Source organism: Leifsonia sp. EB34 (assembly GCF_041260585.1).
Classification (GTDB): domain Bacteria; phylum Actinomycetota; class Actinomycetes; order Actinomycetales; family Microbacteriaceae; genus Leifsonia.
Map to the genome: position 1 here is coordinate 694,419 of NZ_JBGCCV010000002.1, position 26,683 is coordinate 721,101.

The following is a 26,683-nucleotide window of genomic DNA, read 5'->3' on the forward strand; positions in this document are numbered from 1 at the left end:
AACGGTCGTGCCAGAGGTGCGCGAGGTTGCGCCACGGGCGCGCGAGGCTGCGCCTCAGTGCGCGAAGGCCGCCTCCGCCGGCGCGTCGGCCGGCTTGCCGACGAAGACCGAGCCGACGACCCCGAACAGCGAGATGATCGCCGCCGCGACGAACGCCGCGCGGATGCCGCCCGCTGTGGCCGCGTCGAGCGAGGCGCCGCCCGCCGCGAGGGCCGCGGTCTGCGCCGACAGCACCGCCACCAGCAGCGCGGTGCCCGCCGCACCGCCGACCTGCTGGATGGTGCCGAGGATGGCGCTGCCGTGCGAGTACAGGTGCGGAGGCACCGCGCCGAGGCCGGCCGTGAAGAGCGGCGTGAAGATGAGCGCCAGGCCGAGGCTCATCGTGATATGCGCGATGAGCACCAGGTAGATCGGGGTGGTCTCGGTCACCATCGTCAGCGACCACATGACCAGGCTCACCAGGATCGACCCCGGGATCACCAGCGGGCGCGGACCGATCCGGTCGTAGAGCCGGCCGACGAACGGAGCCGCGAGCCCCATCACGAGACCGCCCGGAAGCAGGAGCAGCCCCGTGCCGAGCACGTCGAGGTGCAGCACGTGCTGCAGGTACAGCGGCAGGACGATGATCACGCCGAACAGGGAGGCCATCGTGATCGCCATCAGCACGATCGCGGCCGTGAAGATCGGGCTGCGGAAGGTGCGGAGGTCGAGCAGCGCGCGGTCCTTGCGCTGCAGGAGAAGCTGCCGGGTGATGAACGCCGCCAGCGCCACGACGCCGACCGCGAGCGATCCCCACAGCATCGGCCCGTTGCCGGCGGCGGCCGGCCCGGTCTCGCCGCTCAGCGTCAGCCCGTAGACCAGTCCGCCGAAGCCGAACGCCGACAAGATGACCGAGAGCACGTCCACCCGGCTCTTCCGGGTCTCCGTCACGTTCTCCACGAACTTGATGCCGATCAGCAGCATGACGAGCGCGATCGGCAGCACGATCAGGAAGATCCAGCGCCAGGCCAGGAAGTTGAGGATGACGCCCGAGATGGTCGGGCCGATCGCCGGGGCCACCGAGATGACGATCGAGACGTTGCCCATCGTGCGACCCCGCAGCGCCGGCGGCACCAGCGTCATCAGCGTGGTCATCAGCAGCGGCAGCATGATCGCGGTGCCGCACGCCTGGATCACGCGGGCGACGACCAGGATGCTGAACCCGGGCGCGACGGCGGCGACCAGCGTGCCGAGCGAGAACAGCGACATCGCGGCGATGAACACCTGCCGGGTGGTGAACCGCTGCAGCAGGAAGCCGGTGATCGGGATGACGACCGCCATCGTCAGCATGAACGCGGTCGAGAGCCACTGGGCGGCGAGCGCGTCGATGTGGAGGTCGTCCATCAGCTTCGGAATGGCGACGCTCATGATCGTCTCGTTGAGGATCACGACGAACGTGGCCGCCAGCAGCAGCCAGATGACGCGCTGGTCGCGCGGCGCGATGCGCGGGTGCGCGGTGCTCGTTTCCGCCGCGCCCAATTCCCCCTCGGACTGATGGGGCGCTCCGGTGTCGATGGCGTCGGCGCGAGGCGCAGGTGAGGTCTTCTCAGTCACCGGTCCACACTATCCGCGACCACCGACACCGTGGGTTTCGGGCAGATGAACTCACCCGCCGTTCACTCTCCGCGTAACGCGGAGTCAGGAGGCGAGATCGCGCACCTCGCCGACCGCCTCGGCGACGGCGGGTGCCACGGCCACGAGGGCCTCCTCGGTGACGTCGGGCCCCCAGGAGAAGCGAACCGCGGTGCGGGCCACGTCCTCCGCGTAGCCGAGCGCGAGCAGCACGTGGGACGCATCCTCGCTGCCGGCGGCGCACGCCGAGCCGCTGGAGGACACGATGCCCCGGCGCTCCAGCTCCAGCAGCACGGTCTCGCCGTTGGTGCCGGGGAAGACGAAGGAGGCCGTGCCCGGCAGCCGCGCCGACGCGTGCCCGGTCAACTCCGCCCCGGGCGTCTGCGCCAGCACCGCCGCGGTGAACGCGTCGCGTGCCGCCGTCGCGCGGGCGGCGTTGGCCTCCCGGTCGCGCAGGGCCAGCCGCGCCGCCGTCGCGAGTGCGACCGCGCCCGCCACGTTCTCGGTGCCCGAGCGGCGCCCGCGTTCCTGGCCGCCGCCGTGCAGCACCGGCTCGAGCGGGAGCCGACCGCGCACGAAGAGCGCCCCGATCCCTTTGGGCGCGCCGATCTTGTGCCCGGAGACGCTGAGCGCGTCAACGCCGAGCGCCTTCACGTCCAGCGGCAGCCAGCCCGCCGCCTGCACCGCGTCCGTGTGGAAGGGGACGCCCTGCGCGTGGGCCAGCGCCGCCAGCTCCGCGATCGGCTGGACGGTGCCCACCTCGTTGTTGGCGAGCATCACGCTCGCGAGGGTCGTGTCCGGCCGGAGCGCCGCCGCGAAGTCGTCGGGGGAGACCAGCCCGTCACGCCCGACCGGCACGTACGTCGCCTCAAACCCGTGCACGCGCACCAGGTAGTCGACGGAGGCCAGCACGGCCTCGTGCTCGATCGGCGTCGTCACGAGGTGCCGGCCGCGGGGGGCGCCGAGCGCGATCCCCTTCACCGCGAGGTTGTCCGCTTCCGTGCCGCCCGAGGTGAAGACGACCTCCGACGCCCTGCAGCCGAGCCACTCGGCCACCGTCGCCCGTGCCGCGGCCAGGGCGCGCGCCGCCGACTCGCCGACCGCGTGGTGGCTCGACGGGTTGCCGAAGTCGCCGGTGAGGTACGGCCACATCGCCTCCAGCACCTCACGGCGCACCGCGGAGGTCGCGGCGGCGTCGAGGTAGAGCCCGGTCATGGCTGCAGCTCGGTCATGCGTTCTCCAGCACCACGTCCAGGCCGAGGTCGAGCGAGCGGACGCTGTGCGTGAGCGCGCCGGAGGAGATGACGTCCACCCCGGTCTCCGCGATGTCCCGCACGGTGGCGAGGCTGACGTTTCCGCTGGCCTCCACGATCGCCCGGCCGCCGACGAGGGCGACGCCCTCGCGCAGCTCGTCCAGCGTGAAGTTGTCGAGCATGATCGTGTCCACCCCGGCGGCGAGCACCGGCTCGATCTGGTCGATGCGGTCCACCTCGACCTCCAGGTGCGTGGTGTGCGACAGCTCGGAGCGCACCCGGCGGAGGGCGTCGGTCACGGACAGCCCGGACTGCGCCGTGAGGATCGCGAGGTGGTTGTCCTTGGCCATCACGGCGTCGGAGAGCGAGTAGCGGTGGTTGTGCCCGCCCCCGTTGCGCACGGCGTGACGCTCGAACGCCCGGAGGCCCGGTGTGGTCTTGCGGGTGTCGACGATACGGGCGGAGGTGTGCGCCACTTCCGCGACGAAGGCCGCCGTGAGGGTGGCGATCCCGGACATCCGCTGCACGAAGTTGAGCGCCACGCGCTCGCCCTGCAGCACCGAGCGCGCCGGGCCGCTCACCGTCGCGAGCGTGTCGCCCGCCTCGAACGCGTCGCCGTCCGCGACGGCCAGCTCCACCTCGATCGCAGGGTCCGTCAGCGTCATCGCCGCGGCGAAGACGGCGCCTCCGGAGAACGTGCCGGGCTCGCGCGCGGAGAGCCGCGCGGTGGCATATGCCGTTTCGGGAATGAGCAGCTCGCTGGTCAGGTCTCCCCAGGGCGCGTCCTCGGCGAGGGCGGCACGGACAACGTCGTGGATGGTCTGGCGGGTCAGCATGGAACGGTCACCTCGGTGGGAGCGGGCAGGGGTGCGAGCACCGTGTGGCGGGGCGTGCCCGCCGCCGGCAGCGGGAAGTCGGAACGGAAGTGGGCGCCGCGCGACTCCTCGCGCGACAGGGCGGCCGCCACGACCAGACGGCCGAGCTGCAGCAGGTTGGCGCCCTCGCCGGGCTCGGGCATGCGCATGTCGGCCAGTTCGCGCGCGGCGCGTTCGAGCCCGGTCCGGTCGCGGTGCAGGCCCGCGCCCGCCCAGAGGACGGACCGGAGTCGTGCGCGGTCGAACGGCTCGTCGCGCTCGCCGGACTCCGTCGCAGTGGACGCGGCCGGCCCCGGCTCCGCCACCCACGCCGGCACCTCGGGCCACGGCTCACCGATCGCCTCCGCGGCGCGGTGCGCGAACACCAGCCCCTCCAGCAGCGAGTTGGAGGCCAGCCGGTTCGCGCCGTGCGCCCCGGTGCAGGCGACCTCCCCGACCGCGAACAGGCCGGCGATGCTCGTGCGGCCGTGGATGTCCGTCGCGACCCCGCCCATCGCGTAGTGCGCTGCGGGGGTCACCGGCACCGGCTCGCGGGACCAGTCGATCCCGGCGGCGCGGCAGGCGGCGTCGATCGTCGGGAAGCGCCGCGCGAGGAAGTCCGCCCCGAGCGCCGTGGCATCGAGTACGACCGGGAGGCCGTCCTGCGCCGCCATCTCGACCGCGATCCCGCGCGCCACGACATCCCGCGGCGCGAGTTCCGCGTCGGGGTGCACGTCGAGCATGAACCGCTCGCCGCGCGCGTTGCGGAGCACCGCGCCCTCGCCGCGCACGGCCTCCGACACCAGGAAGGTGCGCGAGCCGCCGTCCGCGGACGGAAGCCGCAGCGCGGTCGGGTGGAACTGCGTGAACTCCAGGTCGGCCAGCAGCGCGCCGGCCCGGTACGCGGCGGCCACACCGTCGCCGGTGGCGATCTCCGGGTTCGTCGTGTGCGCGTAGAGCTGCCCCCAGCCGCCGGTCGCCAGCACCACCGCGTCGGCGTCGAGCTCGGTCTCCGTGCCGTCGGCCAGCCGCAGCGCGACCCCGGAAGTCGCGCCGTCCGTCACGAGCACGTCGCGGAGGAACGCGCCGGTCACCACCCGGATGCCTGCGGCGCGCACGGCCGCGTCGAGCGCCCGCTCGATCTCGGCGCCGGTGGCGTCGCCGCCCGCGTGCAGCACGCGGGCGCTCGAGTGCGCGGCCTCCAGCCCGCGGGCCAAGCCGCGGCCGTCGCGGTCGAAAGCGACGCCGAGCGCGATCAGCTCGCGCACCCGCGCCGGCCCGTCGCCGCAGAGCGCCTCGACGGCCTCCCGCACGTTCAGCCCGGCGCCGGCGCGCAGCGTGTCCGCGACGTGGTCGGCGACGCTGTCGTCGGAGAACACCGCGGCGGCGATCCCGCCCTGCGCGTACCGGGTGCTGCCGTCGGCGATGCCGCCCTTGGTCACGATCGTCACGTCGTGGCGCTCCGCCGCCCGGAGCGCGGCGACGAGCCCGGCGATCCCGCTCCCGACGACGACGACGCGGGCCATGTCAGGCCGCCATCGTCGTGTCCGGCCGGGCGGCGAGCATGCGCTCCAGCGCCACCCGGGCGGGTGCGGCGACCTCGTCGGGCACGCGCACCTGGTTGACGACCTCGCCGCGCACCAGGCCTTCCAGCACCCAGGCGAGGTAGCCGGGGTGGATGCGGTACATGGTCGAGCACGGGCAGACCACCGAGTCGAGGCAGAAGATCGTGTGCTGCGGGTACTCCGCCGCGAGCCGCTGCACCAGGTTGATCTCGGTGCCGATGGCGAAGGTGGAACCCGCCGGCGCCGCTTGGATCGCCTTGACGATGTAGTCGGTCGAGCCGTGCTCGTCGGCCGCGTCCACGACCTCCATCGGGCACTCGGGGTGCACGATCACGCGGACGCCGGGGAACTCGGCGCGGGCGTGCTCGATCTGGCCGACCGTGAAGCGCTTGTGCACCGAGCAGAAGCCGTGCCACAGGATGACCTGCGCCTCGTCGAGCGACGCCTCGTCGTTGCCGCCGAGCGGCTTGCGCGGGTTCCACAGCGGCATCCGCTCGACCGGGACGCCCATCGCCTTGGCGGTGTTGCGCCCGAGGTGCTGGTCCGGGAAGAACAGCACGCGCTGCCCGCGCTCGAACGCCCACTGCAGCACGGTCGCCGCGTTGGACGACGTGCAGACGATCCCGCCGTGCTCTCCGCAGAACGCCTTGAGCGCCGCCGACGAGTTCATGTACGTGACCGGGATGACCGGGACGCGGCCGTCCGCGTCCGACTCGGTGCCGTACAGCTCCTCCAGCGCCTCCCAGCACTCCTGCACGGAGTCGAGGTCGGCCATGTCGGCCATCGAGCAGCCGGCGGCGAGGTTGGGGAGGATGACGTTCTGCTCCGGCCGCGACACGATGTCCGCGGTCTCGGCCATGAAGTGCACGCCGCAGAACACGATGGTCTCGGCCTCCGGGCGCGCCTTGGCGAAGTTGGCGAGCTGGAACGAGTCGCCCACGAAGTCCGCGAACTGCACGACCTCGTCGCGCTGGTAGAAGTGGCCCATCACCGCGACCCTGTCGCCCAGAGTCGCCTTGGCCGCGCGGATGCGCTCGGCCAGCTCCTCCTTGGACGCGGTGCGGTACTCCTCGGGCAGCTCGCCCTGCTTCGGCGCGAACGCGGGGATCGGGTCGTCCTGCGACGCGCCGGGACCGTACGAGGGCGGAGCGGAGTCGAACAGCCAGGGCCCGTCGACCAGCTCCGGGGCGCAGGTGGCGCCGTCGATGCTGCCGCTCGAGATGAGCTGGATGGTGGTGTCGACCGATGCGATGGTCATGACTGCTCGCTTTCCGGGGTGGGACGGTGCTCTGCTGTTGAGCGGTTCTGGCGCAGGCCGAAAGGAGGCTGCTGCCGGGGGAGCGGCCCCGCGTCGGCGAGGTCGATCGAGTCGTTGTAGCGGTAGAGCCGGGGCGGTCGGTGCCGCGTTCCGGTCAGGTAGTCGCCGGTGGCGACGACGGCGCCGGAGGACTCGATGGTCCGCCGGAAGTTGGCCGGGTCGAGCGGGCGGCCGAGCACGGCCTCGTGCACCTCGCGGAGCTGCGCGAGGGTGAAGCGCTCGCCGAGGAAGGCGTGCGCGATCCGCGAGTACTCCATCTTCGTGCGCAGCCGCCAGAGGGCGTACTCGACGATCAGCTTGTGGTCGAACGCCAGCTCGGGGAGGTCGTCGGCCGAGAACCAGCCGACGTTCTCGCCGGCCGTCGCCGCCTCCGCCTCTGCGCTGCCGACCAGCGCCCAGTAGACGATGGAGACCACGCGCTCGTCGCCGGGGGAGCGCACCGCGTCGCCGAACGTGTAGAGCTGCTCCAGGTAGCGCGGCGCCAGGCCGGTCGTGTCGCCCAGGGTGCGGGCCGCGGCGACCGCCAGGTCCTCATCGACCCGGAGCGGGCCGCCCGGCAGCGCCCAGCGCCCCTGGAACGGATCGCGGATGCGGCGGACCAGCGGCAGCCAGACCTGCGCCCGGCCACCGGTCAGCTCGTCGGAGCGCAGCGCGAAGATGACCGTCGAGACGGCGAGCATCGCACTCGCGCGTTCGTGCTCGGCCATCGCGGCCTCCCGTCCACTAAAAGTCACCGTGACTCTAAGTTGGGAACATCTTAGTGTCGTGGTGACCAGAACACCAAATGGGCGGCAACGGTCGCGGGCGCGCGCACCCGCCGCGCGGACCCGTTATGCTGGCCGAAGTCAACTGAATACCGGGCCATTCAGGCCGATGCGGGAGAGTCGCGCGCGCGAGCGGAGCGGCACCGAAGGAGCAATCCTCCCCGACAATCTCTCAGGTACGTGTACCGCATCGGACTGGCCACTCTGAAAAGCAGGGCAGCGCACATGCCCTCGCCCACGGTGAAAGCCTCGTCCGCAGCAGCGGCCGCGGTGAAACTCTCAGGCCGGATGACAGAGGGGGAGTTCTTCACACGGAGCGCGCACCGCGCTACCGTTCATCCCTCCGGCGACGGCCGGCGAACGGAGAACTCATGAGCTCGCACGACAGCCAGGCCCCGCAGAACGGCCAGACCCCGCAGGACGGCCCGACCGACACACCGGAGGCCGCCGCGTCCGAGCGCACCTCCCCGCTGCACGACGCCCACACCGCCGCCGGCGCCTCCTTCACCGACTTCGCCGGCTGGCAGATGCCGGTGCGCTACTCCAGCGACCTCGCCGAGCACCACGCGGTTCGCACCGCAGCCGGCCTCTTCGACCTGTCGCACATGGCCGAGATCGTCCTCATCGGCCCGGAGGCCGGCCAGGCGCTCGACTACGCGCTCGCCGGCAAGCTGTCCGCGCTGGCGCTCGACCAGGCGAAGTACAGCATGCTGCTCTCCCGCGCCGGCGGCATCCTCGACGACCTCGTCGTCTACCGCACCGGCGACGACCGCTACATGGTGGTGGCGAACGCCTCCAACCGGGAGACCGTGGCCGAGGAGCTGCGCGACCGGACCGCCCCGTTCGACGTGGAGGTCTACGACGAGAGCGACGACATCGCGCTGATCGCCGTGCAGGGCCCCGCCGCGCTCAGCATCCTGCTCGCCACTCCCGGCTTCCACCTCGAGGGGGACGACTTCGCCCAGCGGGTCACCGACCTCAAGTACTACTGGAGCATCCCGGCCGAGTTCGAGACGCATCCCGTGCTCGTCGCCCGCACCGGCTACACCGGCGAGGACGGCTTCGAGCTGTACATCGCGCCGGACAACGCCCGCGCCCTCTGGGACGCGCTCCTGGAGTCCGGCCGAGAGCAGGGCCTCGTCCCCGCGGGTCTCGCCAGCCGCGACACGCTGCGCCTGGAGGCCGGCATGCCGCTCTACGGCCACGAGCTCGGCCGCGACACGATGCCAGCCCAGGCCGGCCTCGGCCGCGTCGTCAACCTCGCCAAGGACACCGACTTCGTCGGCCGCGCCGCCAGCGAGGAAGGGCCGGACGCCGAAGCCCGCGTGCTCGTCGGCCTGATGGGCCACGGCAAGCGCGCCGCGCGCGCCGGCTACCCCGTGCTCGCCCCGGCGCCCGACGGCGGCGAGGAGGAGGTCGGGGTCGTGACCTCCGGGGCCCTCTCGCCGACCATCGGCGTCCCGATCGCCATGGCCTACGTCGCCCCGAAGTTCGCCCGGCCGGGCGTCGAACTGCACGTCGACGTGCGCGGCAGCAGCCTCCCGTTCACCGTCACCGCCCTCCCCTTCTACAGCAGAAAGAAGCATTGACATGGCCTCCGAGCAGGACCTGAAGTACACCCCAGAGCACGAGTGGCTCCTCATCGAGGGCGACACCGCAACGGTCGGCATCACGAGCTACGCGGCCGAGAAGCTGGGCGACGTCGTGTTCGTCGAGCTCCCCGCGGAGGGCAGCGACGTCGCCGCCGGCCGCGTGGTCGGCGAGATCGAGTCGACCAAGTCGGTCGGCGAGCTCTTCGCGCCGGTGAACGGCACCGTCGCCGAGGCCAACCAGGCCGTGGTCGACGCCCCGGAGCTGGTCAACAGCGACCCGTTCGGCGAGGGCTGGCTCATCAAGGTGACCTTCAGCGCCCTCCCGGACGGCCTCCTCTCCTACGACGAGTACAAGGCCCTCACGGGCGAGTAAGGCATCCCCTAGACATGAGCGACCAGTTCCAGACGCGTCACATCGGCACCGACGGGGACGCGCAGCGATCCATGCTGTCCGCCCTCGGTTACGAATCCGTGGAGGCCCTCGTCTCCGCGGCCGTGCCGGACACCATCCGCACCGCCGCGGGGCGCGTCTCCGCGCTGCCCGCCCCGATCAGCGAGCGGGCGGCGCTGCGCGAGCTGCGCGCGCTCGCCGCGCGCAACACCGTGAACCGCAGCCTGATCGGCCTCGGCTACTACGGCACGATCACCCCGGCGGTCATCAAGCGCAACGTCCTGGAGAACCCGGGCTGGTACACCGCGTACACGCCGTACCAGCCGGAGATCTCCCAGGGCCGCCTGGAGGCGCTCATCAACTTCCAGACCATGGTCTCCGACCTGACCGGGCTGGACACCGCCAACGCCTCGATGCTGGACGAGGGCACGGCCGTCGTGGAGGGCGTGCTGCTGGCTCGCCGCGCCTCCAAGGCTGCCGCCGGCTCGACTTTCGTGGTGGATGCCGACACGTTCCCGCAGACCTTGGCTCTGCTGCGCAACCGCGCGGAGGCCGTCGGCATCGAGCTGGTCGTGCTCGACCTGGCCTCGACTCCGGCCGATGCCGCCGAGCTGCAGGAGGCCTTCGGCCTGTTCGTGCAGTACCCCGGCGCCTCCGGCCGGGTCTGGGACCCGTCCGCGGTCATCGCGACGGCGAAGGGTGCCGGCGCGGTCGTCGTGGCCGCCGCCGACCTCCTGGCGCTCACTCAGCTCACCTCGCCGGGCGAGCTCGGCGCCGACGTCGCCGTCGGCACCAGCCAGCGCTTCGGCGTCCCGATGGGCTTCGGCGGCCCGCACGCCGGCTACATGGCCGTCCGCAAGGGCCTGGAGCGCCAGCTCCCCGGCCGCCTGGTCGGCGTCTCGCAGGACGCGATCGGCAAGCCCGCCTACCGGCTCACGCTGCAGACCCGCGAGCAGCACATCCGCCGCGAGAAGGCGACTTCCAACATCTGCACCGCCCAGGTGCTCCTGGCCGTCATGGCCGCGATGTACGCGGTCTACCACGGCCCGGCGGGCCTCCGCGCGATCGGCCGCCACGTGCACCTCTCCACCGTCGCCGTCGCGGACGCGTTGCGCGCCTCCGGGGTGGAGGTCCGCTCCCGGTCGTTCTTCGACACCCTCGTGGTCGAGGTGGACGGCGCGGCGACGGTCGTCGCGCGCGCCCACGAGCGCGGCCTGCTGCTGCACGCGGTCGACTCCGGCCTGGTGTCGCTGAGCCTGGACGAGGAGACCGCCGCCGACCTGCGCGACGGCGTCTTCCCGCTCGCGGACCTGATCGAGGTGCTCGGCGGCACGGTGGAGGACGGCGACGCGGCGCCGGTCTTCGGCTCGGAGCCGTCCTTCGACCAGGCGCTCGCCCGCACCTCGGACTTCCTCACGCACCCCGTCTTCTCCACGCACCACTCGGAGACGGCGATGATGCGCTACCTCCGCCAGCTCCAGGACCGCGACTACGCGCTCGACCGCGGCATGATCCCGCTGGGGTCGTGCACCATGAAGCTCAACGCGGCCACCGAGATGGAGGCCGTCACCTGGCCCGAGTTCGCCGCCCTGCACCCGTTCGCCCCGGCGGCGGACGTGGCAGGCTCGCTCGAGCTCATCGACCAGCTCGAGGGCTGGCTCGCCGACGTGACCGGCTACGACACCGTGTCGCTGCAGCCGAACGCCGGGAGCCAGGGCGAGCTCGCCGGCCTCCTCGCCATCCGCGGCTACCACCGCTCGCGCGGCGATCTCCAGCGCACCGTCTGCCTCATCCCGCAGTCGGCGCACGGCACCAACGCCGCCTCCGCGGTGCTCGCCGGCATGAGCGTCGTCGTGGTCGCCACCGACGAGCTCGGCAACGTCGACCTCGACGACCTGCGCGCGAAGATCGCGGCCAACGCCGACACCCTCGCGGCGCTGATGATCACCTACCCGTCGACGCACGGCGTCTACGAGCACGAGGTCGTCGCGATCACCTCCGCGGTGCACGAGGCCGGGGGCCAGGTCTACGTCGACGGCGCCAACCTGAACGCGCTGCTCGGCTACGCCCGGTTCGGCGACTTCGGCGGCGACGTCAGCCACCTCAACCTGCACAAGACCTTCTGTATCCCGCACGGCGGGGGCGGCCCCGGCGTGGGTCCGGTGGCGGCGAAGGCGCACCTCGCGCCGTTCCTGCCCGGACACCCGCTCGCGCAGGACGCGACGCATGTGCTCGTCGGCGCGGACGGCCCGGACGGTCGCATCGAGCACGGCGGCGCCCCCGTCTCCGCCGCCCCGTACGGCAGCCCGAGCATCCTCCCGATCTCCTGGGCCTACGTCCGGATGATGGGCGCCCAGGGCCTCGCGGACGCCACCGGCGCCGCGGTGCTCGCCGCCAACTACGTCGCCGCCCGGCTGCGCGAGCACTTCCCGGTGCTCTACGCGGGCGACAACGGCCTCGTCGCGCACGAGTGCATCCTCGACGTCCGTCCGCTCACCGAACGCACCGGCGTGACCGTGGACGACGTGGCCAAGCGCCTCATCGACTTCGGCTTCCACGCCCCGACCATGTCGTTCCCGGTCGCGGGCACGCTCATGGTGGAGCCGACCGAGAGCGAGGACCTCGCCGAGCTGGACCGCTTCGTCACCGCGATGATCGCGATCAAGGCCGAGGCCGACGCGGTCGCGGCGGGGGACTGGCCGGCCGACGACAACCCGCTGCGGAACGCCCCGCACACGGCGGAGTCGGTGGCGACCTCCACCTGGGACCACGCGTACACCCGCGAGCAGGCCGTCTACCCGGTCCCGACGCTGGTCCGCAACAAGTACTGGCCGCCGGTGCGCCGCATCGACCAGGCCTACGGCGACCGCAACCTGTTCTGCGCCTGCCCGCCGCCGGAGGCGTTCGCGTAGCGCCGCCTCGCGAGACCGGTCCAACCGCCGAGCCACGGATATCCGTGGCTCGGCGGTTTGCGTTTGTGCGGGGAAATGCTTGTAAAGAAATTCTATTGGGTGTGATTGTAGAGGAAGGGTGTTAGTCTCCTTTCATCGTCGGCGTCGGCGTGCTGGCCTCCGAAGGAAAGGTGTCTTGGCATGCGGCACCGGCTCGCGATCAGGGTTCGCAAACGAATGCCGCTTCTCATTGGCATGGCTGCGGCGCTTGCCATCGGTCTGAGCGCCTGCGCATGGGGAGGAAAAGAAGTGAACACGGAGACCAATCTCGCCAACCAGAGGAAGGCCGCGATCGCTTTCCTCGAGACGCAGGGTGGCGTGGAGGAAATCAGATTCACGGAAGAGGGTGGACCGGCGGGCTTCGAGGCGCCGTGGGGGGTGCATGCTGTGGTCACCGTCGATGGTCAGGAGTTCAGCGAGATATTGGGGATCAGCAGATACTCGAGGATCGGCAATCCGTTGCCGACCATCGCTCCCGGGACGGCACCCGCACCCGTGACCGTGATCTACAGCGATGGGGCATCCGAGGTGATCGAATGACCCCGGAAGACTATGCATCGATTGCCGGTCAGTCGTACTGGGTGGATCCGCTCGAGCGCAACCCGTTGCCAATAAGCGGTGTGGACTTCTTGACGGCCGAGGGCAGGGTGAAGCTCCAGGTCTTCGACACCGCCACCGACCCCGCGACCGGTTTCCAGGGCATGGCCGTCGTCCCCGTGATCAACGGAATCCCGGACTACTCCCAGGTCTACGTCGCGTTCGCGGGCACTAATCCCAATGATCGCGCCGACGCCGTCGCGGACCTCGTCTCGGTCGTGGGCCGCCGTACGGGGGAAGGCACGCAGGTTCGCGAGGCCGAGAAGTTCGCGGAGCAGGTGCAGAAGCGACTCGCCGCCGACGGGCACCCCAGCGCACAAATCGAGACCGTGGGCCACTCCCTCGGCGGCTACCTCGCCCTGTACGTCGCTGCCGAGAACCACTGGCACTCGACCACCTTCAACGCTCCCGACCCGTGGGGCGTGCTGTCCCCGCAGGCGAAGGAGTGGGTCCAGGCGGAGCGGAATAAGGGTGGGGCACCGCTGACGAACTACGTGAACCAGTTCGACCTGGTCGGGAACTTGCTGGGGCACGGGACGGGTGCCGGCGTCTTCGTCGGGGACGAGCTGTGGAAGGGCGTGATGGAGCATCACGACCTGGGGGACGCGTTCGGCTTCGATCCCTTCGGCGCCATGCTCGGCGTGGGCGGGAGGAGCCTGACGATTGCGGAACTCGCGGAACTGGCGGATATCGCCAGCCCCGGACAGGGTCAGACGCTGCGGGTCCTGCACGGGATCGTCTCGACGGTCAACGGGGTCGGCGCGGTCACTGCCGGCGCGGCGCTGTCCGGTCTCGTCGTCGCCGTGGACACGGCGGCCGCACTGGGACTGGCATCGAGCGTCGGGGGAGTCGCGACTCATCTCCAGACCATCAAGGACGTGAACAACGGGCTCGTTCCTGCGATGACGACGGCGTTGACCAACGCGAAGAGCCTGGCCGCCCAGCTGTACCCGTTGGTGACGGAGACGGACATCGAGGAGTGCGTGCGAGCCCACAGCCTCCAGGTCGAGAAGAACATCGACGTGGAGGCGGTCGCGGCCGTGAACGAACTCGTGGACGACCACATCGACACGGTGCGGCGGATCTCGCACGGCGTGATGAGCACGGTCACGAATGCGGTCGAACAGGATGCGGCCTGGGCGCGGGCCTACGCACTCGGCTCGATGGGAGGGGCGTGATGTCGTGGCTGGCTGACCTCATCGAGGAGGCGGTGGAGGATGTGTCCGGGACGGTGGACGCGACGATCCACGCGATCGACGGCGCCGTCCATCAGGCGGCGAGAGTGCTGCTGGACGCGGCGCTTCCGCCGGTGGTCCACACCCAGTACGGCGTCGTGAAGAGTGCCAACTGGGTGGCCATGGCGGGAGCGGTCACCGCGGTGACCGTGACGCTCGGCAGAGCGAACGTCGCTGCCGCGCTTTCCGGCGCCGTCGAGAAGAAGGTGACGAGCGGTCTCGAGCACATCGCGGCGAAGAACGACTACACCCGCGCAGTGGACAGCATCACCCCATGACGCACGACGAGCACCGCACGCGAGGTGAACTGGAGGAGACGCACCGCGAGGAGGAGGCTGTCGCGCGGCGCCGGATCGAGCAGGCCGACGAGTACGTCTCGTACTACCGGTCGCGGATGCGGTCGATGGAGGAGGGCTTCTACGAACTCGTCCGGCAGGGCGCGGCCGACGACCCCCGGTTCAGGGCGGTTTACGCGCAGCTCTCGAACGACGTGGACGAGAACATCCGCTCGGCTGGCGCGGTGGTCGCCCGCCTGGACGAGGACTACCGGGCGTTGCAGTCCCGCCACGCGCGCGAACTCGAGGACTTCCACGAGCGCAGGCGAGAGCAGGACCGGCTGGGAAACTGACGGGTCGACGAAGCGCGTCTCACCCGAAGATGTGCGGCCACAGCGCAACGGCGAGCGGGTAGCCCACGAACGACACGATGTCGATGACGACATGGGCCACGACCAGCGGCATCACCCGGCCCCAGCGCGTGTAGCACCACCCGAACACGACGCCCATGATCGCGTTGCCCACGAACGGCCCGAAGCCCTGGTAGAGGTGGTAGCTGCCGCGGAGGAGCGCGGCGGCCACGATGATCCACCACTTCGACCAGCCGAGCTGGCGCAGCCGGGTGAACAGGTAGCCGACCACGATCACCTCCTCCTGGAGGCCCGCCCGCAGCGCCGCGAACACCAGGATCGGCACCGTCCACCAGTGCGTGTCGAGCGGCGACGCCTGCACCTGGACAGTGAGCCCCAGCACGCGCCCGAGCGCGTAGAACAGGATGCCGGGCACCCCGATCACCAGGAAGAGCAGGAGACCGCCGCCGAGGTCGCGCCCCGGCCGGCTGAGATCGAACCCGATCCGGCGGAAGCCGGTGCGCCGCGGCTGCCAGAGCAGGAAGATCACCAGGGCGACGGCGAACAGCGGGAAGGCGTTGCCGAGGAACTGGTAGAGGAAGTCGAAGACCTCCCGGTTGGACTGCGACGGGTTCACCTGCGCGGTCTGGTTCGCCAGGGGAGTGCTCTGCGTGGAGCGGTCGATGATGGTGACGATGGAGTAGACCGCGGACTGGCCGAGCGAGAGCCCGAGGATGATCGCGACCTCCCACCACAGCCGCGGTCGCTGCCCGCGGGCGACGGGCGTCTCACCGGCCCAGGTGGGTGGACCGGGCGTGGTTCGACCGGGCCGGACCGCTTCAGTGCTCATATCTGCATCCTGCCAGGCCGGGCCGGGGGCCGCGACGAGCCCGCGCTCCCGCGAAATCCACCCGCCGACCGGCGGAACTGCACGGTTTCTTGCGTTTCACGCTCCAGGACCACCGAATTCGTAGCGTGGACGCAAGAATCCACCGACTGAGTTACCACTGTGTAACGTTTTCCAGCCCCATTTTGCATTCACCCTCAACCGTACCTAGATTCATTCTTATCCCGCGGGGTACGGGGCTCTCGCATGCCCGTGCTGCCGCACACTTCGCACAGGAGGAACATTGCACATCAAGGGAAGAAAGGTCAGGTACGCGCTCAGCGCCGTCGCCGTCGCCGGCGTTGCAGCGCTCGCGCTGTCTGCCTGCACCACGACCGGCAGCACGGGGACCTCGTCCGCAGCCAAGGGCGGCACCGTGACGGTCGCTGTCGTGAACGACTTCACCTCGTTCAACTCGCAGACCCCGCAGGGCAACCTGGACACCAACGGCCAGGTCGGGTACCTGGACGGGTCGTACGGTACTGGCTTCCAGTACATCGACAACAACTACAAGATCGTCCACGACAACACGTTCGGCAAGTACGAGAAGCTCTCGGACAACCCGCTCACGGTCAAGTACACCCTGAACAAGAACGACAAGTGGTCCGACGGCCAGCCCGTCACCGCTGACGACATGATCCTCGCGTGGGCCATCGCCTCCGGTCACTACGACTCGGCGAAGTTCGACAACCAGGGCAACGTGACGAGCGGTACCCAGTACTTCTCGATCGCGGGCTCGACCGCGGGCATCGACGCGACCGACTACCCGACCGTGGGCGACAACAACACGTCGATCACGCTCAAGTACTCCACGCCCTACGTGGACTGGGAGCTCGTCAACCCGATCGCACAGCCGGCGCACATCGTGGCCAAGAAGGCGGGCCTGTCCTCGGCCGCCGACCTGACCAAGCTGCTGAAGACGCTGCCGAAGGGCAACCCGGACGCCCCGGTCGCCCCGAACGCGACGCTCGAGAAGGCGGCCAAGTTCGTCAACACCGGTTACGACGTGACCGCGTTCCCGACCGACCCCGACCTGCTGGTCTCCTCCGGCCCGTTCGTCGTGTCGTCGTGGACCCCGGGCCAGTCGCTCACCATGACGCAGAACAAGTACTACGCCGGCGGCCTCAAGCCGTCCGTGGACAAGATCGTGTTCCGCATCATCCCGGATGCGAACGCCCAGGTCACCGCTCTCCAGAACGGTGAGGTCGACATCATCAACCCGCAGGCCTCGGCCGACACGCTGACTGCCCTCAAGCAGACCAGCGCGAAGGTCCTGACCGGCGACCAGGCGTCGTACGACCACCTCGACCTGAACTTCGGTTCGCAGGTCTTCGCCGACCCGAAGGTCCGTGAGGCGTTCCTGAAGACGATCCCGCGTCAGCAGATCCTCGACTCGATCGTCACCCCGGTGAACCCGAAGGCCAAGGTCCTCGACTCGCAGATCTGGCTGCCGAACCAGCAGCCGATGTACGGCGACTCGGTGAAGCAGAACGGCTCCTCGGCGTACGACAAGGTGGACATCGCGGGCGCCAAGACGCTGCTCGCCGGTGCGACCCCGACCGTCCGCATCCTGTACAACACGAACAACCCGAACCGTGTCGACGAGTTCCAGGCCATCTCGGCGTCCGCCGCCAAGGCCGGCTTCAAGGTCGTCGACGCCGGCTCGCCGGACTGGAGCAAGCTCCTCCCGGGCGGTAACTACGACGCGTCGCTCTTCGGCTGGATCAGCCCGGGCGCCGGCACCTCGCAGATCCCGCAGCTGTTCACCACCACCGGTGGCGGCAACTACAACCGCTTCTCGGCGGCGAACGACGACGCTCTGGCCACCCAGACGACGCTCGACACCAGCAAGCTCACCTCGCTGGAGATGAAGATCGACAAGACCGCCTTCTCGCAGGGCTACGGTCTGCCGCTCTTCCAGCTCCCGGGTGTCTTCGGTGCCAACGCCCGCGTCGACGGTGTGAAGTACATGGGCAACCAGAACGGCCCGTTCTGGAACTTCTGGCAGTGGACCGTCAAGTCCTCGACCGCGAAGTAAACGCTCGACAGTGAGAGTGCCCGGGTGATCCCCGGGCACTCCGCTGCGACGGGGCGTCGGCTTCCAGTCGACGCCCCGTTATCATGTAGTCGGCGGCCGTGATCCGGTCGTCCCCCCCGAATCGCGCCAGGCGAGCTCCTCGCCGCCAACCCGCAATGGCGCGCCCTGTCAGTGAAGGTTTTGAACCTATGGCGAGTTTCATCCTGAGACGACTCCTGGTCTCAGTGCTCATCATCATCGCCGCTTCGTTCCTGATGTACATGCTGGTCGCGTATAGCTCCGACCCGCTTCAGGATCTGCGAAGCAGCAATTCCCCCAACAAGGTCGCGCTCATCAACGCGCGCATCCAGTTGCTCCAACTCGACGTGGTCCCGCCCTTGCGGTGGCTGCTCTGGCTGGGCGGCGCGGCCAAGTGCCTCATCCCGTTCGCGAACTCGTGCGACCTCGGATCGACCATCTCGAACGCGAAGGTGGTGGACATCCTCCCGCAGGCGCTCACCTCGACCGTTCAGCTCGTCACCGTCGCGCTCATCCTCGCGATCCTCCTCGGTGTCACCATCGGCATCGTCACCGCCCTCCGCCAGTACAGCGGCCTCGACAACGTCGTCACGTTCCTCAGCTTCTTCCTGTACTCGCTCCCGGCGTTCCTCGTGGCCGTGCTCCTCAAGGAGTTCGTGGCCATCGGCTTCAACAACTTCCTCGCGAACCCGACGATCCCCTGGTGGGTCGCGGTGCTGATCGGGGTGGTGGCCGGACTCATCTGGCAGTCCCTGATCGGCGGCGACATGCGGAGGCGCGCGACCACGTTCGCCGTCTCCGGCGTCGCGACCGCGGGCGTGCTGCTGCTGATGAGCGCCACCAACTGGTTCCTGCACCCCGGTCTCGGCCCGGTCGTGATGATCATCCTGATCGCCGGGACCGTCATCGGCGCTACCGCGCTGACCGCCGGCCTGCAGAGCCGCCGGGCGCTGATCTCCGCGAGCATCGCGGGCGCCGTGGCGCTGGTCTGCTACTTCGGGCTGCAGTGGCTGTTCAACATCTCGACGCCGTCCACGATCGTCATCCTGGCGATCGTCGCGATCCTGGTCAGCCTGGGCATCGGCTGGCTCGTCGGCGGCTACGACCGCGGCCAGAACATGCGGGTCGCCGTCATCGTCACGATCGTGTCCGGCTTCCTGATCGTCGTCGACCGCTTCATGCAGGCGTGGCCGACGTACTTCCAGGACACCAACGGCCGCCCGATCGCGACGGTCGGCTCGTCGACCCCCGGCCTGACCGGCGACATGTGGGTGACGGGTCTCGACACGTTCACGCACCTCGCCCTGCCGACGATCGCCCTGCTGCTGATCTCGTTCGCGTCGTACACGCGCTACTCGCGCGCCGGGATGTTGGAGGTGCTCGGCCAGGACTTCATCCGCACGGCGCGCGCCAAGGGCATGCCCGAGCGCACGGTCGTCGTCCGGCACGCGTTCCGCAACATGCTCATCCCGATCACCACTCTCGTCGCCTTCGACGTGGGTGCGCTGCTCGGTGGCGCGATCATCACCGAGAAGGTCTTCGCCATCCCGGGCATGGGCTCCCTGTTCAACGCGGGACTGTCGCGCGGTGACCTGAACCCCGTGATGGCGTACTTCCTCGTCATCGCGATCATGGCCATCCTGTTCAACTTCCTCGCGGATCTGTCCTACGCCGCACTCGACCCGAGAGTGAGGGTCCGCTGATGTCGACCACTGAACCCATCATCGCCGACGAGCTGCAGGAGCCGAGCTCCCCGCCCGTCAGCCAGGGAAAGCTCATCTGGAAGCGCTTCCTGTCCAACAAGGTCGCCGTCGCCAGCGCGATCCTGTTCATCCTGATCGTGCTGTTCTCCATCTCCGCGATCGGCATCGGGCCGATCCCCGGCTGGTGGAAGTACAACTACGTCGAGCTGAACAACCAGGTCGCGCAGGGTTCCCCCACCTGGGAGCACCCCTTCGGCCAGGACCGCATCGGCAAGGACTACTTCGCCCTGACGATGCGCGGCATCCAGAACTCGGTGCTGGTGATGGTCGTGCTCGGCCTCATCGCGAGTGTCGTCGGTGTCGTCGTCGGCGCGATCGCGGGCTACTTCCGCGGCGTGGTCGACGCGATCCTGATGCGCATCACCGACGTGTTCATCGTGATCCCGGCGCTGGTCATCGGCTCGGTCGTCGGTCACATGTTCGGCGGCCTCGGAGCGTTCTTCCTCGCCCTGATGCTCGGCTTCTTCTCGTGGATGGGCATCGCGCGTCTGGTGCGCGGCGAGTTCCTGTCGCTGCGCGAGCGGGAGTTCGTGGAGGCGGCCCGCGTCGCCGGCGCCTCGGACGCCCGGATCATCTTCAAGCACGTCCTGCCGAACGCCATCGGCGTCGTCATCGTGTCCTCGACGCTGATCATGGCCTCGGCCATCCTGCTCGAGACGGCGCTGTCGTTCCTCGGCTACGGGATCCGGCCGCCGGACGTCTCGCTCGGCCTGCTGATCAGCTCGAACGAGTCCGCGTTCCAGACCCGTCCGTGGCTGTTCTGGTGGCCCGGCTCGTTCATCGTGACGCTCGCCCTGCTGGTCAACTTCGTCGGCGACGGTCTGCGCGACGCGTTCGACCCGCGCCACCGCCGGTTCAACCTCCGCAAGATGCGCGAGGAGGAGCCGGAGCCCGGCGAGGACGACTTCAACGGACCCCGCACGGGCGCGGCCCTCGCGGAGGACGTGCTGTGACATCCGCCCGCGCTGCGCTGCTGGTGGCCTCCTCAGGCCACCAGCAGGGCGGCGACCGTGCCGACCGCGAGAACGGTCAGCGCGGCCAGCGACACGATGTGCCAGCGGACCGTCACGGGCGTCTCGTCCGCCAGGCCGCTGTCGATCGTGCCGCTCTGCTGAAGCTGGATCCAGCGGCGTCGCACCACCTCGGCCGCGGCGCCGGACTCGGTGTTCAGCAGGTCGCCCGGGCGGCGCACGCTGTCCGCGACGTTCGGCTTGCCCACACGGCCCCTGGTCTCCTGGCGGGTGGCGCGCAGCGTCCGCCCCGTGCCGGGAGCGGGAGCGGACCACACCGGGAACTTGCGTCCAGGGGTGTAGAGGGTCAGCGCGTACTTGGTGTCGACGTGGATGAGCGCCTGCCACGGGATGTCGACGGTGCGGGTGACGTTGATCACCTCGATGCCCTCGTCGGCGACCGTGAGGCGCGGACGCCACAGCAGCGCCCAGCCGATGAGCGCGAACAGCGCGCACGGCACGACGTAGAGCAGGCGCGCATCGTGCACGCTCACCAGAAGGCCGACGATGAGGGCGGCAGCGGCCGCCCAGATCAGAACGGCAAGGACCCGGTTGAACCGGGACACGAAAACCTCGCGCTCGGCGGGGGAGACGTAGGGCATGGGTCCATGCTCTCATCCCGCACTGTCTCCACCCCGCTCGAGTGCGCCCCCGAAAGGAACCAAGAATCATGACCGAGAACACCACCGGCGGGGCCGGGGTCGTCGTCGGCGCCCCCGTGCTCGAGGTCACCGACCTGTCCGTCGACTTCGGCGTGGACAACGTCTGGGTGCCCGCGGCCAAGAAGCTGAACTACCAGATCAAGGCGGGCGAGGTGCTCGCCATCGTCGGAGAGTCCGGCTCCGGCAAGAGTGCGAGCTCGATGGCGATCCTCGACCTCCTGCCCCAGAACTCCCGCGTCCGCGGCTCGATCAAGCTGGAGGGGCGCGAGCTCACCGGCCTGAACCCGCAGCAGATGCGCCGCGTCCGCGGACGCCAGGTCGCGGTGATCTTCCAGGAGCCGATGACCGCGCTGAACCCGGTCTACACGGTCGGCTTCCAGATCGTCGAGACGCTGCGCATTCACTTCGGGATGTCGCCGCACGAGGCAAAGGAGCGCGCCCTCGAGCTGCTCGACATGGTCGAGCTGCCCGACCCGGTGAAGGCGTTCAACTCGTACCCGCACCAGCTCTCCGGCGGCCAGCGCCAGCGCGCGATGATCGCCCAGTCGATCTCCTGCGACCCGAAGCTGCTGATCGCCGACGAGCCGACCACCGCGCTCGACGTGACCGTGCAGGCCGAGATCCTGGAGCTCATCCGCAGCCTCCGCGACCGGCTGGACAGCGCGATCCTGCTGATCACGCACGACATGGGCGTCGTCGCCGACCTGGCCGACAACATCGTCGTGATGCGCAAGGGCGACATCGTCGAGTCCGGCACGGTCAAGGAGGTCTTCGACGCTCCGCAGCACCCGTACACGATCGCACTCCTGGACGCCGTGCCGCACCTCGGCCAGCGCGAGGACGAGGAGATCGACACGACCGCCGCCCTCGCCGCCGGCGCCGAGAACCCGGACGCCGAGTACGCCGAGCGCATCCGCGTCAACGAGCGCATCGCCGCCGCCGCCGCCCAGGAGGCGGAGATGGACAAGCGGAAGGTCGTCGTCGACTTCGAGAAGGTCGCCATCGAGTACCCGAAGCACGGCCGCGTCCCCGCGTTCCGCGCGGCGACCGACATCGACCTGAAGATCCACGAGGGCGAGGTCGTCGGCCTGGTGGGCGAGTCCGGCTCCGGCAAGACGACGCTCGGCCGCGCCGCGATCGGCCTGCTGCCGATCCACTCCGGCAAGCTCGTGGTGGCCGACCAGGACATCAGCAAGGCGAACCGCGACGAGATCCGCAAGCTGCACCGCAGCGTGGGCATCGTGTTCCAGGACCCGTCGTCGTCGCTGAACCCGCGCCTCCAGATCGCCGACTCGATCGGTGAGCCGCTGCGCCTGGCGAAGGGCCTGAAGGGCGCCGGCCTGGCGAAGGAGGTCGACCGCCTCCTGGACAGTGTCGAGCTGCCGCGCGCCTACCGCAGCCGCTTCCCGCACGAGCTGTCGGGCGGCCAGAAGCAGCGCGTCGGCATCGCCCGTGCGCTGTCGCTGAAGCCGACGGTGTTGATCGCCGACGAGCCGACCAGCGCCCTCGACGTGTCGGTGCAGGCCCGCGTTCTGGAGCTCATGCAGCAGCTCCAGAAGGAGATGAACTTCGCGTGCCTGTTCATCACCCACGACCTGGCCGTCATCGACGTGCTCGCCGACCGCATCGCCGTGATGCACCACGGCGCACTGGTGGAGGTCGGCACCCGCGACGAGATCCTCCGCTACCCGAAGGAGGCCTACACGCAGCGCCTCCTGGCCGCGGTGCCGCTGCCCGACCCGGAGCAGCAGCGCGCCCGCCGCGCCCTGCGCCTGGAACTGCTCGCCGCGGGCTCGGACGAGGTCGTGCCGGTCAACGAGGGCCTGCCGCAGCAGCCGGAGCCGCCGGTGGCGCAGGGGCTGTAAGCCGATTATGAAAAGTGGGCCGCGTCGTAGGACGCGGCCCACTTTTCGTCTGCTCTCGGCCGACAGCTCCTAGCGGTTGAAAGCGACGCACCTCTCGGTGTAGCTGCTCGTGTTGCGGGTCAACTCAGTGATAGTGCGCACACTGTGCGCGGCTGTCCACCGCAACCGACGTCCCGTCATCGTCCAGGAACGCCCAGGGCAGCGTGTGATGGGCGCTGGTGTACGAGTGCTCGCCCGGAGTTGCCGCGACGTCCGCCGTGGTCCGCGCGCCTGCGACGTTGTTCTCGTAGACGGTGAGGCGAACGGCGGAGTCGCTCCGCCAGGACACTTCGACGACCCCCGCGCCGCATCCCACCGTCTGCCTCTCGCTGACAGAGGACCTTTCCGTCCGCTCGGGGGATGCGGCACCGGGAGCGCCGGTGAACCCCACCGACGTCAGGCCAGCCGGCTGGTGGAGCAGGACACGCGCGCCCTCCTCGACGCCGTCCCGGGTGCGGCGTTCGCGCTCGGCTGAGGGCCGTTCACGGAGGCGCCCGCGCGCTGGGATAGAATAGACCGTTCCCCTTTTACTTCCTGACGAGAGTCGAGCCTTCACGCATGTCCGAGAACGCCGTCGCCCACCGCGACGATCTGCGCAATGTCGCGATCGTCGCCCACGTCGACCACGGCAAGACCACGCTGGTCGACGCCATGCTGCGGCAGACCAACTCGTTCGGCGACCACGAGCACGTCGAAGAGCGTGCCATGGACTCCAACGAACTGGAACGTGAGAAGGGCATCACGATCCTCGCCAAGAACACGGCGATCTCCTACAAGGGCAAGCACGCCACCAACGGCCCCATCACCATCAACGTGATCGACACCCCGGGCCACGCCGACTTCGGCGGCGAGGTCGAGCGCGGCCTGTCGATGGTCGACGGCGTCGTCCTGCTGGTGGACGCCTCCGAGGGCCCGCTGCCCCAGACCCGCTTCGTGCTGCGCAAGGCGCTGGAGGCCAAGCTCCCTGTCATCCTGCTGGTCAACAAGACCGACCGTCCCGACGCCCGCATCGAGGAGGTCGTCCACGAGAGCCAGGACCTCCTGCTCGGACTCGCGAGCGACATGGCCGACGACGTGCCCGACCTCGACCTCGACGCGATCCTCGACGTGCCGGTGGTCTACGCCTCCGGTCGTAACGGCGCCGCGAGCCTGAACCGCCCCGAGAACGGCGAGCTGCCCGACAACGCGGACCTCGAGCCGCTGTTCGAGGCCATCCTGGAGCACATCCCCGCGCCGACCTACGACCCCGAGGCTCCGCTGCAGGCGCACGTCACGAACCTCGACGCGTCGCCGTTCCTGGGCCGCCTCGCGCTGCTGCGCATCTTCAACGGCACCCTCAAGAAGGGCCAGACGGTCGCCTGGGTGCGTCACGACGGCGATGTGCACAACGTGCGCGTCACCGAGCTGATGATCACCAAGGCGCTGGACCGCTATCCGGCCGAGAGCGCGGGCCCCGGCGACATCGTCGCCGTCGCCGGCTTCGCGGACATCATGATCGGCGACACCCTCGCCGACCCCGAGGACATCCGACCGCTTCCGCTGATCCACGTCGACGAGCCCGCGATCTCGATGACGATCGGCACCAACACCTCGCCGCTCGTCGGCAAAGTCAAGGGCCACAAGCTCACCGCCCGTATGGTCAAGGACCGCCTCGACCGCGAGCTGATCGGTAACGTGTCGCTCCGCGTGCTCGACATCGGCCGCCCCGACGCCTGGGAGGTGCAGGGTCGTGGTGAGCTCGCGCTCGCCATCCTCGTCGAGCAGATGCGCCGCGAGGGCTACGAGCTGACCGTCGGCAAGCCGCAGGTGGTCACCAAGAAGGTCGACGGCAAGACGTACGAGCCGTACGAGCACCTCACGATCGACGTTCCCGAAGAGTACCTCGGCGCGATCACGCAGCTCCTCGCCGCCCGCAAGGGCCGCATGGAGAACATGGCGAACCATGGCACCGGCTGGGTGCGCATGGAGTTCATCGTCCCGTCGCGCGGCCTCATCGGCTTCCGCACCGAGTTCCTGACGATCAGCCGCGGCACGGGCATCGCGAACGCGATCTCGCACGGCTACGACGAGTGGGCCGGCCAGATCGTCACCCGCAGCAACGGCTCCATCGTGGCCGACCGCTCGGGCGTCGTGACCCCGTTCGCGATCATCGCCCTCCAGGAGCGGATGACCTTCTTCGTGAACCCCACCGAGGAGGTCTACGAGGGCATGGTCATCGGTGAGAACTCGCGTTCGGACGACATGGACGTGAACATCACCAAGGAGAAGAAGCTGACCAACATGCGTCAGTCCACGGCCGACAACTTCGAGTCGATGACGCCGTCGCGCCAGCTGACGCTCGAGGAGTGCCTGGAGTTCGCCCGCGAGGACGAGTGCGTGGAGGTGACCCCGGAGGCCGTGCGCATCCGCAAGGTCGAGCTCGACGCCACCGCTCGCGGTCGCGCCGCCTCGCGCCTCAAGCGCCAGGACGCGTAAGCACGGCTTCGGCCGTGAGGCGGCCTCCTGAGGGATCGCCCGGAGCTTCGGCGATGCGTGAAAGTTCACGCTAACCTGTGATGTATGACCAGTCGTATCCGTCGCGCCGTCAACTTCGTAGGAGCGAACGGTTTCGCGATGTCACACATCGTGCCGCGCCCGTTGCGACTGGCGATCCTGCGTGTGTGCGGTGTGCGCGTCGGGAGGGCGACCATCCTCTCCGGGAGCATCTTCCGCGCGTCGGAACTCACCATCGGTGACGGTGTCTTCATCAATCACCGCTGCATCGTAGACGGCGGGCGAATCGACATCGGCACCAATGCATACATCGGTCCTCAGGTCACACTCGCCGGAGGAACACACGGGATCGGCGGGTCGACCAAGCGCGCGAGCGACGACCGGACCGAGCCGATCGTCGTGGGCGATGGAAGCTGGGTCGGGGCGAACGTCGTCGTGCTTGCCGGCGTCACTATCGCACCGGGCTGCGTGATCGGCGCCGGCGCGGTTGTGACACGATCGACCGAGCCCGATGGCGTCTACGTCGGGGTGCCCGCTCGCCGGATCCGGACCTTGGCATCTGGCTCATCGGCTTCTGTACCGGGTTCCTGAGCGCGGCTTGCGGTACCGGCAGGAACATGGGCGCGGATAATCGACACATGAGACGTTCGCGCTTTGTCGCGCTCCCGGTCGCGGCCCTCCTTCTGCTGGGGGCCGCGCCCGCTCTCGCGGGCTGCAGCTTCCAGACCGTCGTCAAGGACGTCACCGGCGGCAACGTCGATATCGGCGGCAACAAGGTCCCGTCCGACTTCCCGACGTCGGTCCCGCTCTACAAGGGCGCGGTCGTGTTCGGCGCGAGCGTCGGCAGCGGCCACGGCAAGGTCTGGAACGTGACCGTGAAGGTCGCGGACGCGAAGGCGTACACGGACATCGCCAAGCAGCTCACGGACGCCGGTTTCGACGGCCAGTTCGGCGCCCAGGGGCCGGACGGCGGCGGAACGGGCACCTTCGCGAACGCCGACTACGGCGTCCTCGTCGTGGTCAGCGACGCGGGCAACAACGGCTGGGTCGCGAACTACTCCGTGTCCAGCGCCGCCGTGGCGACGCCGTCGCCGACGGCGACGCCGTAAGCCAAGAGCGCCGAAGTACCTCGTTCCTGGATTCGGAGCAAATA

Annotated in this window: 22 protein-coding genes and 1 riboswitch; of the genes, 14 read left to right on the top strand and 8 right to left on the bottom strand. The window is 69.7% G+C overall.

Annotated features, from left to right (window positions below):
- Positions 1 to 54: 54 nt before the first annotated feature.
- From ABIA36_RS12815 to ABIA36_RS12840, 6 genes are all read right to left on the bottom strand, one after another.
- Entirely contained in the window at positions 55 to 1,518 is a 1,464-nt protein-coding gene (locus ABIA36_RS12815; protein WP_369963746.1) for an MDR family MFS transporter, read from the bottom strand.
- 159 nt (positions 1,519 to 1,677) lie between these two features.
- The gene (locus ABIA36_RS12820) at positions 1,678 to 2,826 is read right to left on the bottom strand and encodes a cysteine desulfurase family protein (protein WP_369962798.1); all 1,149 of its coding nucleotides are present in this window, start codon (positions 2,824 to 2,826) and stop codon (positions 1,678 to 1,680) included.
- 13 nt (positions 2,827 to 2,839) lie between these two features.
- Complete coding sequence (gene nadC / locus ABIA36_RS12825; protein ID WP_369962799.1) at positions 2,840 to 3,700, bottom strand: carboxylating nicotinate-nucleotide diphosphorylase; 861 nt, start codon at positions 3,698 to 3,700, stop codon at positions 2,840 to 2,842.
- The gene (gene nadB / locus ABIA36_RS12830) at positions 3,694 to 5,244 is read right to left on the bottom strand and encodes an L-aspartate oxidase (RefSeq protein WP_369962800.1); all 1,551 of its coding nucleotides are present in this window, start codon (positions 5,242 to 5,244) and stop codon (positions 3,694 to 3,696) included. The genes nadC and nadB overlap by 7 nt, the downstream gene beginning before the upstream one ends.
- A 1-nt stretch (position 5,245) precedes the next feature.
- Positions 5,246 to 6,541 (bottom strand): quinolinate synthase NadA, encoded by a 1,296-nt coding sequence (gene nadA / locus ABIA36_RS12835; RefSeq protein WP_369962801.1) that lies wholly within the window; start codon positions 6,539 to 6,541, stop codon positions 5,246 to 5,248.
- Positions 6,538 to 7,308, bottom strand: coding sequence for an NUDIX domain-containing protein (locus ABIA36_RS12840; protein WP_369963747.1), 771 nt, complete (start codon positions 7,306 to 7,308; stop codon positions 6,538 to 6,540). The genes nadA and ABIA36_RS12840 overlap by 4 nt, the downstream gene beginning before the upstream one ends.
- Before the next feature lie 159 nt (positions 7,309 to 7,467).
- A riboswitch (glycine riboswitch) is annotated at positions 7,468 to 7,563 on the top strand.
- A 173-nt stretch (positions 7,564 to 7,736) separates the two neighbouring features.
- Here ABIA36_RS12840 and gcvT point away from each other — a divergent pair.
- The 7 genes from gcvT (at position 7,737) to ABIA36_RS12875 (ending at position 14,759) form a co-directional block, all read left to right on the top strand.
- Positions 7,737 to 8,954, top strand: coding sequence for a glycine cleavage system aminomethyltransferase GcvT (gene gcvT / locus ABIA36_RS12845; protein ID WP_369962802.1), 1,218 nt, complete (start codon positions 7,737 to 7,739; stop codon positions 8,952 to 8,954).
- Between the two features lies 1 nt (position 8,955).
- The gene (gcvH, locus tag ABIA36_RS12850) at positions 8,956 to 9,330 is read left to right on the top strand and encodes a glycine cleavage system protein GcvH (protein ID WP_369962803.1); all 375 of its coding nucleotides are present in this window, start codon (positions 8,956 to 8,958) and stop codon (positions 9,328 to 9,330) included.
- Between the two features lie 14 nt (positions 9,331 to 9,344).
- Positions 9,345 to 12,260 carry an aminomethyl-transferring glycine dehydrogenase gene (gene gcvP, locus ABIA36_RS12855; protein WP_369962804.1) on the top strand — a complete coding sequence of 972 codons (2,916 nt, stop codon included), beginning with the start codon at positions 9,345 to 9,347 and terminating at the stop codon, positions 12,258 to 12,260.
- Between the two features lie 180 nt (positions 12,261 to 12,440).
- Positions 12,441 to 12,839 (top strand): hypothetical protein, encoded by a 399-nt coding sequence (locus ABIA36_RS12860; RefSeq protein ID WP_369962806.1) that lies wholly within the window; start codon positions 12,441 to 12,443, stop codon positions 12,837 to 12,839.
- Positions 12,836 to 14,074 (top strand): DUF6792 domain-containing protein, encoded by a 1,239-nt coding sequence (locus ABIA36_RS12865; protein WP_369962808.1) that lies wholly within the window; start codon positions 12,836 to 12,838, stop codon positions 14,072 to 14,074. The genes ABIA36_RS12860 and ABIA36_RS12865 overlap by 4 nt, the downstream gene beginning before the upstream one ends.
- Positions 14,074 to 14,409 (top strand): hypothetical protein, encoded by a 336-nt coding sequence (locus ABIA36_RS12870; RefSeq protein ID WP_369962809.1) that lies wholly within the window; start codon positions 14,074 to 14,076, stop codon positions 14,407 to 14,409. Before ABIA36_RS12865 ends, ABIA36_RS12870 begins: the two co-directional genes overlap by 1 nt.
- Positions 14,406 to 14,759: a hypothetical protein gene (locus ABIA36_RS12875; protein WP_369962810.1), complete on the top strand. Its 354-nt coding sequence runs from the start codon at positions 14,406 to 14,408 to the stop codon at positions 14,757 to 14,759. Before ABIA36_RS12870 ends, ABIA36_RS12875 begins: the two co-directional genes overlap by 4 nt.
- Positions 14,760 to 14,778: 19 nt before the next feature.
- On the opposite strand, the gene ABIA36_RS12880 is transcribed toward ABIA36_RS12875, so the two are convergent.
- The gene (locus tag ABIA36_RS12880) at positions 14,779 to 15,606 is read right to left on the bottom strand and encodes a CPBP family intramembrane glutamic endopeptidase (protein ID WP_369962811.1); all 828 of its coding nucleotides are present in this window, start codon (positions 15,604 to 15,606) and stop codon (positions 14,779 to 14,781) included.
- A 280-nt stretch (positions 15,607 to 15,886) separates the two neighbouring features.
- On the opposite strand from ABIA36_RS12880, the gene ABIA36_RS12885 reads away from it, so the two are divergent.
- The 3 genes from ABIA36_RS12885 to ABIA36_RS12895 all read left to right on the top strand — a co-directional run bounded on the left by ABIA36_RS12885 (position 15,887) and on the right by ABIA36_RS12895 (position 20,414).
- A complete protein-coding gene (locus tag ABIA36_RS12885) occupies positions 15,887 to 17,680 on the top strand; it encodes an ABC transporter family substrate-binding protein (RefSeq protein ID WP_369962813.1) in 1,794 nt (597 codons plus the stop codon).
- 188 nt (positions 17,681 to 17,868) lie between these two features.
- The gene (locus ABIA36_RS12890; RefSeq protein WP_369962815.1) at positions 17,869 to 19,401 is read left to right on the top strand and encodes an ABC transporter permease subunit; all 1,533 of its coding nucleotides are present in this window, start codon (positions 17,869 to 17,871) and stop codon (positions 19,399 to 19,401) included.
- Positions 19,401 to 20,414 carry an ABC transporter permease gene (locus tag ABIA36_RS12895; RefSeq protein ID WP_369962816.1) on the top strand — a complete coding sequence of 338 codons (1,014 nt, stop codon included), beginning with the start codon at positions 19,401 to 19,403 and terminating at the stop codon, positions 20,412 to 20,414. Before ABIA36_RS12890 ends, ABIA36_RS12895 begins: the two co-directional genes overlap by 1 nt.
- Before the next feature lie 32 nt (positions 20,415 to 20,446).
- Here the strand turns inward: ABIA36_RS12895 and ABIA36_RS12900 are convergent, their stop codons facing one another.
- Entirely contained in the window at positions 20,447 to 21,073 is a 627-nt protein-coding gene (locus ABIA36_RS12900; RefSeq protein WP_369962817.1) for a PH domain-containing protein, read from the bottom strand.
- 68 nt (positions 21,074 to 21,141) lie between these two features.
- Between ABIA36_RS12900 and ABIA36_RS12905 the strand changes: the two genes are divergently transcribed.
- From ABIA36_RS12905 to ABIA36_RS12920, 4 genes are all read left to right on the top strand, one after another.
- Positions 21,142 to 22,998, top strand: a complete 1,857-nt coding sequence (locus ABIA36_RS12905) for a dipeptide ABC transporter ATP-binding protein (RefSeq protein WP_369962819.1) — start codon at positions 21,142 to 21,144, stop codon at positions 22,996 to 22,998.
- A 597-nt stretch (positions 22,999 to 23,595) separates the two neighbouring features.
- Complete coding sequence (gene typA / locus ABIA36_RS12910; protein ID WP_369962820.1) at positions 23,596 to 25,512, top strand: translational GTPase TypA; 1,917 nt, start codon at positions 23,596 to 23,598, stop codon at positions 25,510 to 25,512.
- 138 nt (positions 25,513 to 25,650) lie between these two features.
- Positions 25,651 to 26,121, top strand: coding sequence for a DapH/DapD/GlmU-related protein (locus ABIA36_RS12915; RefSeq protein ID WP_369962821.1), 471 nt, complete (start codon positions 25,651 to 25,653; stop codon positions 26,119 to 26,121).
- Positions 26,122 to 26,168: 47 nt separating this feature from the next.
- A complete protein-coding gene (locus ABIA36_RS12920) occupies positions 26,169 to 26,639 on the top strand; it encodes a hypothetical protein (RefSeq protein ID WP_369962822.1) in 471 nt (156 codons plus the stop codon).
- Positions 26,640 to 26,683: the final 44 nt, after the last annotated feature.